We start from the raw sequence: 12,562 nt of genomic DNA on the forward strand, positions 1-12,562 counted from the left end.
CCGCGGGTCCCGATGCGGACGATGGGCTGGGGCACGGGCGAGGCCTCCCTGGTGAAAATCCTGCGGGCGTGGAGCCAGCGCATCTGGCCTGCTACAGGAGGCGCGATGCGCCCGCAACCGACCCTGACCGTCCTCGGCGTCGAGACCAGCTGCGACGAGACCGCCGCCGCTGTGGTCCGGCGTTCGGCCGACGGCTCGACCGAGGTCCTGTCCTCGATCGTCGCCAGCCAGATCGCCGCCCACGCCCCCTTCGGCGGGGTGGTGCCGGAGATCGCCGCCCGCGCCCATGTGGAGATCATCGACCAGGTGATCCTTGAGGCCATGCGCGCCGCCGGCCTGGGATTTTCCGGGTTGGACGGGGTGGCGGCCACCGCAGGGCCGGGCCTGGTGGGCGGGGTGATGGTGGGGCTGTCGGCCGGCAAGGCCATCGCGCTGGCCCGCGGCCTGCCGCTGGTGGCGGTGAACCATCTCGAGGGCCATGCCGTCTCGGCGCGGCTGGGCGCGGAGATCGCCTATCCGTTCCTCTTGCTGCTGGTCTCTGGCGGGCATTGCCAGCTCCTGGAAGTGGCCGGGGTCGGCCGCTGCCGGCGGGTCGGCTCGACCATCGACGATGCGGCGGGCGAGGCCTTTGACAAGATCGCCAAGGCCATGGGCCTGCCCTATCCTGGCGGCCCGGCGCTGGAAACGCTGGCCGAGGGCGGCGATGCAGGCCGCTTCGCCCTGCCTCGCGCCCTTTTGGGCCGCGAGGGCTGCGACTTCTCCTTCTCGGGCCTGAAGACCGCCGCCGCGCGGATGGCGGATGGCGTCACCGATCCGACCGATCGGCGCGACCTCGCCGCCGCCGTGCAGCAGGCCATCGCCCGCCAGTTGGCCGACCGCACCGCCAAGGCCATGGTCGGCTACGCCCGGCAGCACGGCCCGGGCGAGCGGCGGCTGGTTGTCGCCGGCGGGGTCGCCGCCAACCGCGAGGTTCGCCGCGCCTTGACCGCGCTGGCCCAGGCTCAGGGGTTCTTGTTCCACGCCCCGCCCCTCGCCTACTGCACCGACAATGCGGCCATGATCGCGCTCGCGGGCGCCGAGCGGTTGGCCGAGGGCCTCAGCGACGGGCTGGACGCAGTCGCCCGGCCGCGCTGGCCGCTGGACGAGGCGGCCGCCTCGTCCAATCCTACCCACAAGCCCGGACGCAAGGGAGCCAAGGCGTGAGCGGATTTCAGCGGGTTGGGGTGGTCGGCGCCGGCGCCTGGGGCACAGCCCTGGCCCAGGTCTGCGCCCGGGCCGGCCGCTCCCCGCTGCTCTGGGCCCGCGAGCCCGAGGTGGCCGAGGCGATTTCGCGCGAGCACACGAACCCCCTGTTCCTGCCGGGTGTCGATCTGGACCCGGCCGTGGAAGCGACTTCGAACCTGGCCGACCTGACCGGCCTCGACATGATTCTGGCCGTGGCCCCCGCCCAGCACTTGCGCGCGACCTTCACCGCCCTCTCGCCCCAGATCCCGAAGGGCCTGCCGGTGGTGCTGTGCGCCAAGGGGGTGGAGCAGGGCTCGCTGAAGCTGATGGCCGAGGTGTTGGCCGACGTGGCGCCCCAGGCGCGGGCGGCGGTGCTGTCGGGTCCCAGCTTCGCCGGCGAGGTCGCTCGCGGCCTGCCGACCGCCGTCACCCTAGCCTGCGCCGACGAGGCTCTGGGCGAGGCCCTGGCCCAGGCCCTGGCCACCCCGAGCTTCCGCCCCTACTGGACCGATGACCTCGTCGGCGCCGAGGCGGGCGGGGCGGTCAAGAACGTCCTGGCCATAGCCTGCGGCATTGTCGAGGGGCGCGGCCTTGGCCGCAGCGCCCACGCCGCCCTGGTCACCCGCGGGTTCGCCGAGTTGACCCGGCTGGCTGTGGCCCTGGGCGCCGAGGCCCGCACACTGGCCGGGCTATGCGGCCTGGGCGACTTGGTCCTGACCTGCTCCAGCGCCCAGTCGCGCAACATGAGCGTCGGCCTGGCGCTGGGCCGCGGCGAGACGCTCGACCAGGCCCTGGCCGGCAAGCTGTCGGTAGCCGAGGGCGTGGCTTCGGCGCCGGCAGTTAGAGCCCTGGCAAACAAGGTCGGAGTGGAAACGCCAATCTGCGAGGCGGTGGCGGCGGTGCTGGCCGGTGAAAAGGGCCTGGACCAAGCGATCGGCGAGCTTCTGGCCCGCCCGCTGAAAGCGGAACACCAGGATTGACTTTCGCTCTCGCCGACGGCCCTTTCCGGCGGCCCACCAAGACCCTTTAGGAGTTCCGCCATGGCCCTGTTCGTCCTCACCTGCCTCGACAAGGCCGGCGCCCTCGACCTGCGCATGGCGACGCGTGAGGCGCACCTGGCCTATGTCCGCGAGAACCTCCGCCGCATCAAGGTCGCCGGCCCCCTGCTGGACGCGGCCGAGCAGATGAAGGGCTCCATGTTCGTCATCGAGGCCGAAAATGCGGCCGAGGTGGAGGCCTTCTCCGCCGCCGATCCCTATCGCACCGCCGGCCTGTTCGAGAGCGTGACCGTGCAGCCCTGGCGGGTGACCGTGGGCGGCTTTGCGTGAATCCGGCCCAGCCGCCGGCCGGAACGCGGCTCTGCGGCCTGGACGAGATCGCCGAGCCCGGGTCCAGGGGCTTCGTGTTCCGCAGCGGCGACCGTCTGTTCGCCGGCTTCGTCGTTCGGCGGGACGGGCGCATCCATGGCTATGTCGACCGCTGCCCCCACGCCGGCATGCCCCTGGCGCTGATGCCGGACCGCTTCCTGACCCGTGACGGCGACCTGATCCTGTGCTCGGCCCACGGAGCCATGTTCCGCATCGAGGACGGCCTCTGCCTGGGCGGCCCCTGCGCCGGCCGTGCGCTTGAGCCATGGCCCGTGCGGGTCGAGGGCGATCAGGTGGTGGCGGGCTGAGAAGCGCCGATTTCGGTTGAATGCGGCGCGGGGAAAGGCCAGCACCTAGGCCATGAGCCTTTCGCTGTTCGACTTGGCCGCGATCTTCCTCAGCCTCGCCGCAGCGATCGGCTGGCTGAACCTCAAGCTCGTGCGCCTGCCAGCGGGCGTGGCCATGCTGGTCGTGGGCCTGGTCGGCACGCTGGCGCTGGTCGGGATCGATCGGATCGCGCCAGGCCTCGGTGTCGGCGCGGTGATCGAGCAGGTGGTGCGCCAGGTGGATTTCTCCGCCGCCGTCCTGCAGTTCATGCTGGCCTACCTGCTGTTCGCCGGCGCCATGCACGTGGATTTCGAAGCCCTGCGCCGACGGGGCTGGACCGCAGCCGTGCTGGCGACCCTGGGCGTGGTGGTGTCGGCGGCGGTGGTCGGCGGCGGCTTCTGGCTGATCGGCGGCTGGGGCGGCATACGCCTCTCCTTCGCCTGGGCGCTGGTGTTCGGCGTTCTGATCAGTCCTACTGATCCGGTCGGCGTGCTCGCGGCGCTGAAGCGCACCAGCCTCGTGCCCGACATCCGCGCCCTGATCGAGGGCGAGGCCCTGTTCAACGACGGGGTGGGGGTGGTGCTGTTCGGCGCGGCTGTGGCCCTGGCGACCGGCGGCGGCGCGGCGACGCCCCTGAGCCTCGCCGGGCGGGTGTTGGTCGAGGCGGGGGGCGGGGGCGCGCTGGGCCTGCTGGCCGGGCTCGTGGCGATCCGGGCCATGCGCGCCATCGACGACTATGCGGTCGAGGTCGGCATCACCCTGGCGCTCTCCACCGGAACCTACGCCCTGTCCCAGGCCCTGGGCCTGTCGGGCCCAATCGCAGTGGTGGTGGCTGGCCTGATGCTCGGCCGCCATAGCGCGCGGGAGACCATGAGCGCGGAGACGCGCCGCTATACCCGCGCCTTCTGGACCATCGTCGATGAGAACCTGAACGGGCTGTTGTTCCTGCTGCTGGGCCTGGAAGTGTTCGGCTTGCGCTACGACCGCCAGACCGACAGTTTGGCCGCGGCGGCCATCCCCCTGGTGTTCCTGGCCCGCTGGGCCTCGCTGGCGGGACCCGCGGCCCTGCTGGCGGCCGTGGACGGCGGGGTCAAGCCGGGCCTGGTGGCCGTGCTGACCTGGGCCGGGGTGCGAGGGGGGCTATCGGTGGCCATGGCCCTGTCCCTGGCGCCCTCGCCCGAGCGCGCGATCATCCTGGCGGCGACCTATGTGGTGGTGGTGTTCTCGGTCATCTTCCAGAGCCTGACCCTGGAGCGCATCATCGTCCGCCTGGGCTACGGCCGCCCGCTGGAGAGCTCATGAGCGGAAAGGCCAGGATCAGCCTGATCGAAGCGGTGGAGCGCCTGGCGGCCCTCTATCCGCCCGGCGAGCCGCTGACCGATCCGCTGCAGCAGATCCTCTGGGAAAACATCGGCTATCTGATCGACGACGACCGCCGCGCCGTCCTGTTCGAGACCTTCAGGGCCGAGATCGGCCTGGACCCGCAGGCGATCCTGAAGGCCGACCCAAAGCGCCTGATGCCGATCGCCCAGCGCGGCGGCATGCGGCCCGAGATCCGTGTCGAGCGCTGGCGGACCATCGCCGAGATCACCCTGGCCCAGGCCGGTGGGGACCTGCTGGCGACGCTGCAACGCCTGCCCCTGACAAGGGCTCGCGCCCTCTTGAAGCATTACCCGACCATCGCCGATCCTGGCGCCGACAAGGTGCTGCTGTTCGCTGGCGTGGCGCCCCGGCCGGCGCTGGAGTCCAACGGCGTGCGCACCCTGGCCCGGCAGGGTTTCTTCGCCGAGCAGAAATCCTACTCGGCCTCCTATCGGGCAGCGGTCGAGGTGCTGGCGACCTTCGGCCAGCCCGACCGCGACTGGCTGATGCGGGCCTATCTCGCCCTGCGCGACCACGGCCGGGCGCTGTGCAAGCGCAGCAAGCCGCAATGCCTGGCCTGCCCGCTCGATCCCGACTGCGCCCACGCGCCCGTGGCGGGGCTGTAGGCGGACAGCGCCGGCGTCGGCGGCCGGCCTAGTTCTCGCGGCGCATCCGCTCTCGGCGTGCAAGTTCAGCCTCCGACGGCTCCGCCAGCTGGAACGATCCGGTGCGGACCTCGCCGGCGGGGCGATAGACGCTGAGGACCACGCCGGTCGAGGAGGTCGTGGCCGTCTCTAGCTTCAGTCCTGACGGCTTCACTCCCGAACCAAACACCCGCTTGCCGCGGCCCAGGATCACCGGAAAGGTCATCAATCGCAGCTCGTCGATCAGGTCACCGGCGAACAGGGCTTGCAACAAAACGCTGCTGCCCTGGGTCAGAAGGTCGGGGCCGTCCGTCTGCTTCAGCCGCGCAACCTCCGCCGCTGCATTCGCCCCCAGGGAGACCGAATTGGCCCAGGCCAGAGGTTCGGGTGAAGATGTGGCCACATACTTGGTCACCGCGTTGAAGCGCTCAGTCACCGGATCGGCGGGATCGGCGTATGGCCAGTGCGCCGCGAAGATCTCATAGGTCTTGCGCCCGAGCAGCAGGTCGAACGGGCGCGAAAAGGTCTCGCCCATGAACTGGCCCATCGCATCGTCCCAATAGCCGAAGGTCCAGCCGCCCTGGGCGAACCCTCCCGTGGGATCCTCCTCAGGCCCGCCGGGGGCCTGCATGACCCCGTCCAGGCTCACGAACGCGGCCGCTATAACTTTTCTCATGACGCATCTCCGGGCATGCCCCCACCTAGGACGCCCTGCGCCACGAGGTTCCGACACCGGCCCGGATATTTTTCCGGACCGCCCGTCGCGCGGGGCGGCGAACCGCCCCGCGCCCTAAGGTTCAGGCGAAATCAAACGCTGCCGCTTTCCAGCTTCAGGCGATGGCCCGGCTGGCGACGCGACAGATCCCGGTCAGAGGACCGCCGTCAGCGCATCCAGGTGGGCGTTCCAGAGCCGGTGCTCGTCAGGGCGTAGAACAGGCCCGCGAGCAACACGATCACGCCGATCGCGATCGCGGCTCCCAGATACTTTTCGAAGAGTTCCGCGACCTTCCAGGACTTGGCGTGGTGATCGCTATGGGCGTGAGTGTCGGGGTGATGCAACGCAGGCTTCATCTTCTTCCCTTTTGACTGACTCTGTTAGCGCCGCCTTTTATTTCGGGTGCAGGACAGGTTTCCGGTACAGGACATGGGGCGGCCGCGCCTCTACTTCAATCGCCGCCGGCAGATCCGCCGCTCAACGCCACAGCTACGGATCTCTTAAAGACGCGGTCGCGAACGACGCGGCGCGTCGAATCTGCACGGGTCACTAAATGAATTGTGGCGCGATTTGGCGGGTTTGTCGCGTGAATCTATCAAGGCGTGATGCAAGGGGGCTAATGCTCACCCCGGCCGGGTCTCCGCTGCGAACGCGGCCACGTCTGCGATCAGGCCCTTGGCGGCCAGCTCGACCAGTTCGCCGCCCTTTTCCGGGGTCGCCAGGCCCGGGTCCGAGCCCATGCGGCCATCGGGGAAGCGGGCGCGGAAGTCGGCGGCTTCGCGGATCGGGCCGGTGGGAGCGATCTGGGGCGCGTAGTTGGCCGCCTTGATGTGCTCGGGATAGGCCCACTGGGTGATGGCGATCTCGGAAGGGGTCGCATGACTGCCGTGGCCGACCGGGAATTGCCGCATGGCCAGGGCGTTCACGCCAGCCAGGTCCCACCAGTTCTTAAGTTTCAGCACCACGCGCGACTTGCGTTTCTCGAAGCTCGCGGCGGCGTAAAGCTCGGAGAAAGCCGCCTCGATGGTGGCGACGTTGCCGCCGTGGCCATTGAGGAAATAGATCTTCTCGAAGCCATGCGCGCCCAGGGATCGCACCCAGTCGCCGATAGCGGCGATGAAGGTCGAGGGGCGCAGCGAGATGGTGCCCGGAAAGCCCAGGTGATGCTGGGCCATGCCGATGTTGAAGGTCGGGGCCACCAGGATGTCTCCGCTCTTCTGGGCATGGTGGGCGATGATCTCCGGGCACAGCCAGTCGGTCCCCAAGAGCCCCGTGGGCCCATGCTGCTCGTTGGAGCCGATCGGCACCACCACGGTCTTGGATCGCTCCAGAAAGGCTTCGATCTCGGACCAGGTGGACAGGTGCAGCAGCATGTTGGGAACCTCGAATGAAGGCCGCCACCTAATCCGTATCCCTGCCCCGCTGTCTACGACGATGGCGCCCTTGCGTCGGGCGCCCGCCTGCGGCTACTCGTGCCGCAAACCAAATCCAGGGAGCATCCGATGAGCCAGCCCGAGGTCTTTCCTGTCCCCGAGGCCTGGGCCAAACGCGCCAGGATCGATGCGGCCGGCTACGAGGCCGCCCTGAAACGGGTCGAAGAGGACCCGGAGGGCTATTGGCGCGAGATCGCCGGGCGGCTCGACTGGATCAAGCCGTTCACCGTGGTCAAGGACGTTTCCTACAATCGCGAGGACTTCCGCATCCGCTGGTTCGCCGACGGCGTCCTGAACGCATCGGCCAATTGCCTCGACCGGCACCTTCCCGCCCGCGCCAACGACATCGCCTTCATCTGGGAGGGCGACGATCCGGCCGACAGCCGCAAGATCACCTACGCCGAGGCCCATGCCGAGACCTGCCGCATGGCCAATGTGCTCAAAAGCCACGGGGTCAGGAAGGGCGACCGGGTCACCATCTACCTGCCGATGATCCCCGAGGCGGCCTTCGCCATGCTGGCCTGCGCCCGCATCGGGGCGGTGCATTCGGTGGTGTTCGGCGGCTTCTCGCCCGACTCCATCGCCGGCCGGGTGCAGGACTGCCAGTCCACGGTGATCATCACCGCCGACGAGGGCCTGCGCGGCGGCAAGATAGTACCCCTGAAGCAGAACGTCGACCTGGCCCTGACCCAGTGCCCGGACGTGCGCACCGTGCTCGTGGTCAAGCGCACCGGGGCCAAGGTGTTCATGAAGCCAGGCCGCGACTTCGCCTATGACGAGGAAAAGGCCAAGGTCTCCGCCGACTGCCCGCCCGAGCCGATGGGCGCGGAGGATCCACTGTTCATCCTTTACACCTCCGGCTCGACCGGTAAGCCCAAGGGCGTCTTGCATACCACCGGCGGCTATCTGACCTGGGCCGCCTATACCCACGAGGCGGTGTTCGACTATCGCCCGGGCGAGATCTTCTGGTGCACCGCCGACGTCGGCTGGGTCACCGGTCACAGCTACATCGTCTATGGCCCCCTGGCCAACGGCGCGACCAGCCTGATCTTCGAAGGCGTGCCCAACTATCCGACCACCTCCAGGTTCTGGGAGGTGATCGACAAGCACCAGGTCGAGATCTTCTACACCGCCCCCACCGCCTTGCGCGCCCTGATGCGGGAAGGCGAGGAGCCGGTGAAGAAGACCAGCCGCAAGTCGCTGCGCCTGCTGGGCACCGTCGGCGAGCCGATCAATCCCGAGGCCTGGCTGTGGTACCACCGCGTGGTCGGCGAGGGCCGCTGCCCGATCGTCGACACCTGGTGGCAGACCGAGACCGGCGCCGCCCTGGTGGCTCCCCTGCCGGGCGCCACGGCGCTGAAGCCCGGCTCCGCGACCAAGCCCCTGCCGGGGGTCAAGCTGCAGCTGGTGGACGCTGACGGGAAGGTGCTGGAGGGCGCCACGGACGGCAACCTCTGCATCACCGACAGCTGGCCGGGGCAGATGCGCACGGTCTATGGCGACCACGAGCGGTTCATCACCACCTATTTCACCACCTATCCCGGCAAGTACTTCACCGGCGACGGCTGCCGCCGCGACGCCGACGGCTACTACTGGATCACCGGCCGCGTGGACGACGTGATCAACGTCTCCGGCCACCGCCTGGGCACAGCCGAGATCGAGAGCGCGCTGGTGGCCCACCACACGGTGGCCGAGGCGGCGGTGGTCGGCTATCCGCACGACATCAAGGGCCAGGGCATCTACGCCTATGTCACCCTGACGGTCGAGGCCAAGCCCAGCGACGAGCTCAGAGCCGCGCTGATCAAATGGGTGCGCCAGGAGATCGGCCCCTTCGCGGCGCCGGACGTGATCCAGTGGGCGCCGGGCCTGCCCAAGACCCGCTCGGGCAAGATCATGCGCCGCATCCTGCGCAAGGTGGCCGAGAACGATGTGACCAACCTCGGTGACACCACCACCCTGGCCGATCCGTCCGTGGTCGAGGACCTGGTGAAGAACCGCGCGGGGGCCTGAGGACGGCTCGCCAAATCCGGCGCCGATGAGCCGACGTATAGAGGCTCGTGGGGCGCGGGAGTGAGGCCATGGTCCGATTGCGGCGGCTTTGCGCGCCGGCCCTGCTGTTCGTCGCCGCTTGCGTCAGCGGCGCGGCTGGAGCCACTGAGCCCGCCCCGGCTGTCGAGGTGACCGCCGATCCCCACGGCGCTTCGGGCCTCATCCGGGGCGCGGTCGACATAGACGCCCCGCCGGCCACGGTCTGGCGCGTGCTGGTGGATTGCGCCGGGGCGCCGCGACTGATGGTCAACCTGAAGAGCTGCCGCATCCTGCGCCGCGACCCCGGCGGCCGCTGGGACGAGCGCGAGCAGATCAGCCGCGGCGGCCTTCTGCCCGGTGTCCGCACCGTGGTCCATGCCGACTACGAACCGACCGGCCGGATCGACTTCCACAGCATCGCCGGCGACCTGAAGCTGCTGCAAGGCGAATGGCGGCTGCAGTCCCTGGCCGGCGGCGCGCGCACGCGCGTGCTCTACGAGAGCCGGGTCACCGCCTCCTTCATCGCCCCCGGCCCGTTGGTGCGGACCGTGCTCCGGCGGGACATGCCGAAGACGCTCGCGAACTTGCGGGATGCGTGCGAGGCGCGGGCGGGGTCTTTGGCGGAGGATGGGTCGGGAGTCCGGATGGGGGCAGGCGGGCGCTAACGGCCCTCAGCGGCGGTGGGACCGCCGGCAACGGCGCGGCTTCGCGGGGACATGCGCCAAAGGTGCGTGTCCCCAGGGTGGCTTCTCGGCCCGTGCCGAACCCGCAAAGCTCCGCACGATCTCCTCGTCCCGGCTGATCGGTGTGTCAGCGCCGCCAGGCCGCCCCCTTACGCCATCCCCATCGCCAACCGCCCGAAGGCGTCGTTCATCCGCTGGCGCAGGGCCGGGTCGACGCCGCAGTCCTCCAGCGCCCGCGCCATGGCCTCGGTCCATTGCCGCGCCGTCTCGGGGGTCACGCCGGCGCGGGCATGCAGCGACATGATGCAGGCGCCGGGTCGGGCGGCGAACCAGTCGCGCGGGCCGCCCAGCCAGCCGGCCAGAAAGCCGGTCAGGGACTGGCGCATGGGCGCGAGATCGGCGCCGTGCAGCGCGCGCAGGGCGGCATAGGCCGGCTCCTGGTCCATCAGGTCGTAGAACCGGTCGACCACCGCCTGGACACCCTGCCGCTCGCCGATGATCTCGAACGGCGTCGTCGCCGCAACTTCACTCATGCTCCGCCTTTCCGGATGGGCGCCACAACCGATCAGATGGCCCGGCTGCGCGCCGACAGGCGCTGATCCAGATCAGCCCTCCCGGCCGACGAAAACTGGGCCCAGCCCCTTTCACCGACTCCTGCGAGCGCCTATCAAGCTGCAGCATCGCCGCCCAGGGTTGAGCGCAACGAGGGGAGGCCGGGGTTTGCACAAGCATGGTCTCTGGGCAGGCCTGGCGTTCTGCGCCGCCGCCCTGGTCGCGCGCCCGGCCGCGTCGGCGGTGGAGCGCATCGAGGTCACCGAGCGCACGGCCTTCGCCCCGGGCGTTAGATTCGGCGCCGCGGGGCCTTACGAGAAGATCAAGGGCGTCGCCTGGTTCGCGCTGAACCCGGAGGATCCGCGCAACGCCGCCGTCGTCGACCTGAAGCTGGCGCCGCGCGACGCCAGGGGTCGGGTGGTGTTCTCCAGCCCGTTCATCCTGCTCCGGCCGGTCAAGGCCCTGCCGACCACCCTGATCTACGACGTCAACAACCGCGGCAACATCGCCATCCTCGGCCAGATCGACGGCCGGGGAGCGGCGAACAATGACCCCGCCACCGCCGCCGACGCCGGCGACGGATTTCTGATGCGGCACGGCTTTTCCCTCTTGTTCTCGGCCTGGACCTGGGACGTGGCGCCCCCGCCGCCGGGTGTGAAACCGCTGGTGTTCGATCCTCCGGTCGCCAAAGGCGTCACCGGGCCCGTGGAGAATGAGTTCACCGTTTCAGCCCCGACAGACGTCGCGACCTATGCCGGGATGCGCGGCCTGACCTATGAGCCGGCGACGCCGGACGATCCGGCGGCGGTGCTGACGATGCGCGCGCGTCCCGATGATCCGCGTCGGCCCATCGACCGCGCCCTGTGGAAGTTCCTGCCGGCCGAGCAGGCGGGCGGCCCGGGCCGGGTGACCCTGCAGGGCGGCTTCAAGCCGGGTGTGATCTACGAGCTGACCTATCAGGCCAAGGACCCCAGGGTCACCGCCGCGGGCCTGGCCGGCATCCGCGACCTCCTGAGCTGGATGCGCGACCATCCTCTGGAGGGCGCGCCGCCGCCCCGGCGGATCCTAATCTTCGGCATCAGCCAGTCCGGCCGGCTGATCGGGCGCATGCTGCACGACGGACTGGATGTGGACGAGCAGGGCAAGCTGGCCTTCGACGGCGCCTATATGCAGGTGCCGGGCGCCGGCGGCTCGGCCGGGTTCAACAGCCGCTTCGTCCAGCCGACCCGCCATCCCTCGATGCTGGAGGAGCACGACTATCCCGCCGACGCCTTCCCCTTCACCTCCACGCCCGCGCGCGATCCCGTCAGCGGCCTGACCGCCTCGACCCTGGACAAGGCCCGCGACGCGCAAGGCCATCTGCCCAAGCTGTTCGTCGCCAATACCTCGACCGAGTTCTGGAACCGTGGCGCCTCGCTAGTGGCCACCACCCCGGATGGCGCGGCGGATGTTCCGCCAGCAGACGATGTGCGCCTCTACGCGTTCATGGGCGCCCAGCACTATGTCGGCCGCTCGCCCGCGCGGGCGCCTTACGTGAACTGCGTCTCCACCACCGACCACTATCTGGCCATGCGCGCCCTGATCCTGGACCTGGACCGCTGGGTCGGCGGCGAGGCTGCGCCGCCGACCAGCGCCTATCCGAGGCTGAGCGATGGGACCCTGACCACGGTCGAAGCCTATCGCACCACCTTCCCCAAGGGGATCGGGCTCTCGCCGCCGGAACAGAATCTGCGTGAGCCGCGGCTGGACTTCGGCTCCCGCTTCGCCGCCGAGGGCATAGCCGACAAGGTCCCGCCAACCCATGGCCTGGCCTATGAAACGCGCGTCCCCGCGCCGGACGCGGACGGCAACGACCGCGGCGGCGTGCGGTTGGTCGAGCTGCAGGTTCCGCTCGGAACCCATACCAGCTGGAACGAACGGGCGGCGGAAACCGGCTTTCCCTGGGCCACGGCGCGGTTCGACGGCAGCTTCCAGCCCTTCGCGCGCACTGAGGCCGAGCGCGCGGCGGCCGGCGACCCACGGCCCAGCCTTCAGACCCGCTATCCCACCCGCGCCGATCTTGAGGCCAAGCTCAGAGCCGCTGCGGCGCGCCAACTGGCGGCCGGCTTCCTGGCGCCCGAGGACGTGGAGCGGACCGTGGCCGAGAACCTCGGCCTCTACGACCGGATCCTGGCCCACGACCCGGCCGACAAGAGCTGCCGCTATCTGTTCCCATGATCGTCCGCAC

General features: G+C 69.9%; 13 protein-coding genes. 9 read left to right on the forward strand and 4 right to left on the reverse strand.

Annotated features, from left to right (window positions below; all coding sequences use genetic code 11):
* Nucleotides 1-105: 105 nt before the first annotated feature.
* From tsaD to KCG34_RS18265, 6 genes are read left to right on the forward strand one after another with little or no spacing between them, the layout of a single operon-like run.
* Entirely contained in the window at nucleotides 106-1,203 is a 1,098-nt protein-coding gene (gene tsaD / locus KCG34_RS18240) for a tRNA (adenosine(37)-N6)-threonylcarbamoyltransferase complex transferase subunit TsaD (protein WP_211937044.1), read from the forward strand.
* Entirely contained in the window at nucleotides 1,200-2,204 is a 1,005-nt protein-coding gene (locus tag KCG34_RS18245) for an NAD(P)H-dependent glycerol-3-phosphate dehydrogenase (RefSeq protein ID WP_211937045.1), read from the forward strand. The genes tsaD and KCG34_RS18245 overlap by 4 nt, the downstream gene beginning before the upstream one ends.
* Before the next feature lie 60 nt (nucleotides 2,205-2,264).
* The gene (locus tag KCG34_RS18250) at nucleotides 2,265-2,552 is read left to right on the forward strand and encodes a YciI family protein (RefSeq protein ID WP_211937046.1); all 288 of its coding nucleotides are present in this window, start codon (nucleotides 2,265-2,267) and stop codon (nucleotides 2,550-2,552) included.
* Entirely contained in the window at nucleotides 2,549-2,899 is a 351-nt protein-coding gene (locus KCG34_RS18255) for a Rieske (2Fe-2S) protein (protein WP_211937047.1), read from the forward strand. Before KCG34_RS18250 ends, KCG34_RS18255 begins: the two co-directional genes overlap by 4 nt.
* Nucleotides 2,900-2,951: 52 nt before the next feature.
* Nucleotides 2,952-4,220, forward strand: coding sequence for a cation:proton antiporter (locus KCG34_RS18260; protein WP_211937048.1), 1,269 nt, complete (start codon nucleotides 2,952-2,954; stop codon nucleotides 4,218-4,220).
* The gene (locus tag KCG34_RS18265) at nucleotides 4,217-4,906 is read left to right on the forward strand and encodes a hypothetical protein (RefSeq protein WP_211937049.1); all 690 of its coding nucleotides are present in this window, start codon (nucleotides 4,217-4,219) and stop codon (nucleotides 4,904-4,906) included. The genes KCG34_RS18260 and KCG34_RS18265 overlap by 4 nt, the downstream gene beginning before the upstream one ends.
* A gap of 28 nt (nucleotides 4,907-4,934) precedes the next feature.
* Here the strand turns inward: KCG34_RS18265 and KCG34_RS18270 are convergent, their stop codons facing one another.
* The 3 genes from KCG34_RS18270 to KCG34_RS18280 form a co-directional block, all read right to left on the reverse strand.
* Nucleotides 4,935-5,600 carry a dihydrofolate reductase family protein gene (locus tag KCG34_RS18270; RefSeq protein ID WP_211937050.1) on the reverse strand — a complete coding sequence of 222 codons (666 nt, stop codon included), beginning with the start codon at nucleotides 5,598-5,600 and terminating at the stop codon, nucleotides 4,935-4,937.
* Between the two features lie 206 nt (nucleotides 5,601-5,806).
* Entirely contained in the window at nucleotides 5,807-5,995 is a 189-nt protein-coding gene (locus KCG34_RS18275; RefSeq protein ID WP_211937051.1) for a hypothetical protein, read from the reverse strand.
* 267 nt (nucleotides 5,996-6,262) lie between these two features.
* A complete protein-coding gene (locus KCG34_RS18280) occupies nucleotides 6,263-7,012 on the reverse strand; it encodes a creatininase family protein (RefSeq protein WP_211937052.1) in 750 nt (249 codons plus the stop codon).
* 129 nt (nucleotides 7,013-7,141) lie between these two features.
* Here KCG34_RS18280 and acs point away from each other — a divergent pair, with 129 nt between their 5' ends.
* Both acs and KCG34_RS18290 read left to right on the forward strand, forming a co-directional pair.
* On the forward strand, nucleotides 7,142-9,082 hold the full coding sequence (gene acs / locus KCG34_RS18285) for an acetate--CoA ligase (protein WP_211937053.1): 1,941 nt from the start codon (nucleotides 7,142-7,144) through the stop codon (nucleotides 9,080-9,082).
* A 68-nt stretch (nucleotides 9,083-9,150) separates the two neighbouring features.
* Nucleotides 9,151-9,765 (forward strand): SRPBCC family protein, encoded by a 615-nt coding sequence (locus tag KCG34_RS18290; protein WP_211937054.1) that lies wholly within the window; start codon nucleotides 9,151-9,153, stop codon nucleotides 9,763-9,765.
* A gap of 167 nt (nucleotides 9,766-9,932) precedes the next feature.
* On the opposite strand, the gene KCG34_RS18295 is transcribed toward KCG34_RS18290, so the two are convergent.
* Complete coding sequence (locus tag KCG34_RS18295; RefSeq protein ID WP_211937055.1) at nucleotides 9,933-10,316, reverse strand: group II truncated hemoglobin; 384 nt, start codon at nucleotides 10,314-10,316, stop codon at nucleotides 9,933-9,935.
* Between the two features lie 187 nt (nucleotides 10,317-10,503).
* Here KCG34_RS18295 and KCG34_RS18300 point away from each other — a divergent pair, with 187 nt between their 5' ends.
* Nucleotides 10,504-12,552: an alpha/beta hydrolase domain-containing protein gene (locus KCG34_RS18300; RefSeq protein ID WP_211937056.1), complete on the forward strand. Its 2,049-nt coding sequence runs from the start codon at nucleotides 10,504-10,506 to the stop codon at nucleotides 12,550-12,552.
* The last annotated feature ends 10 nt before the right edge of the window (nucleotides 12,553-12,562 follow it).

Source organism: Phenylobacterium montanum (assembly GCF_018135625.1).
Lineage (GTDB): Bacteria > Pseudomonadota > Alphaproteobacteria > Caulobacterales > Caulobacteraceae > Poindextera > Poindextera montana.

What these genes read in the sequence shown, in the direction of transcription:
- tsaD (WP_211937044.1), top strand. Translation starts at nt 106, where the DNA reads ATGCGCCCGCAACCGACCCTGACCGTCCTCGGCGTCGAGACCAGCTGC.
- KCG34_RS18250 (WP_211937046.1), top strand. Translation starts at nt 2,265, where the DNA reads ATGGCCCTGTTCGTCCTCACCTGCCTCGACAAGGCCGGCGCCCTCGAC.
- KCG34_RS18260 (WP_211937048.1), top strand. Translation starts at nt 2,952, where the DNA reads ATGAGCCTTTCGCTGTTCGACTTGGCCGCGATCTTCCTCAGCCTCGCC.
- KCG34_RS18265 (WP_211937049.1), top strand. Translation starts at nt 4,217, where the DNA reads ATGAGCGGAAAGGCCAGGATCAGCCTGATCGAAGCGGTGGAGCGCCTG.
- KCG34_RS18270 (WP_211937050.1), bottom strand. Translation starts at nt 5,600, where the DNA reads ATGAGAAAAGTTATAGCGGCCGCGTTCGTGAGCCTGGACGGGGTCATG.
- KCG34_RS18275 (WP_211937051.1), bottom strand. Translation starts at nt 5,995, where the DNA reads ATGAAGCCTGCGTTGCATCACCCCGACACTCACGCCCATAGCGATCAC.
- KCG34_RS18280 (WP_211937052.1), bottom strand. Translation starts at nt 7,012, where the DNA reads ATGCTGCTGCACCTGTCCACCTGGTCCGAGATCGAAGCCTTTCTGGAG.
- acs (WP_211937053.1), top strand. Translation starts at nt 7,142, where the DNA reads ATGAGCCAGCCCGAGGTCTTTCCTGTCCCCGAGGCCTGGGCCAAACGC.
- KCG34_RS18290 (WP_211937054.1), top strand. Translation starts at nt 9,151, where the DNA reads ATGGTCCGATTGCGGCGGCTTTGCGCGCCGGCCCTGCTGTTCGTCGCC.
- KCG34_RS18295 (WP_211937055.1), bottom strand. Translation starts at nt 10,316, where the DNA reads ATGAGTGAAGTTGCGGCGACGACGCCGTTCGAGATCATCGGCGAGCGG.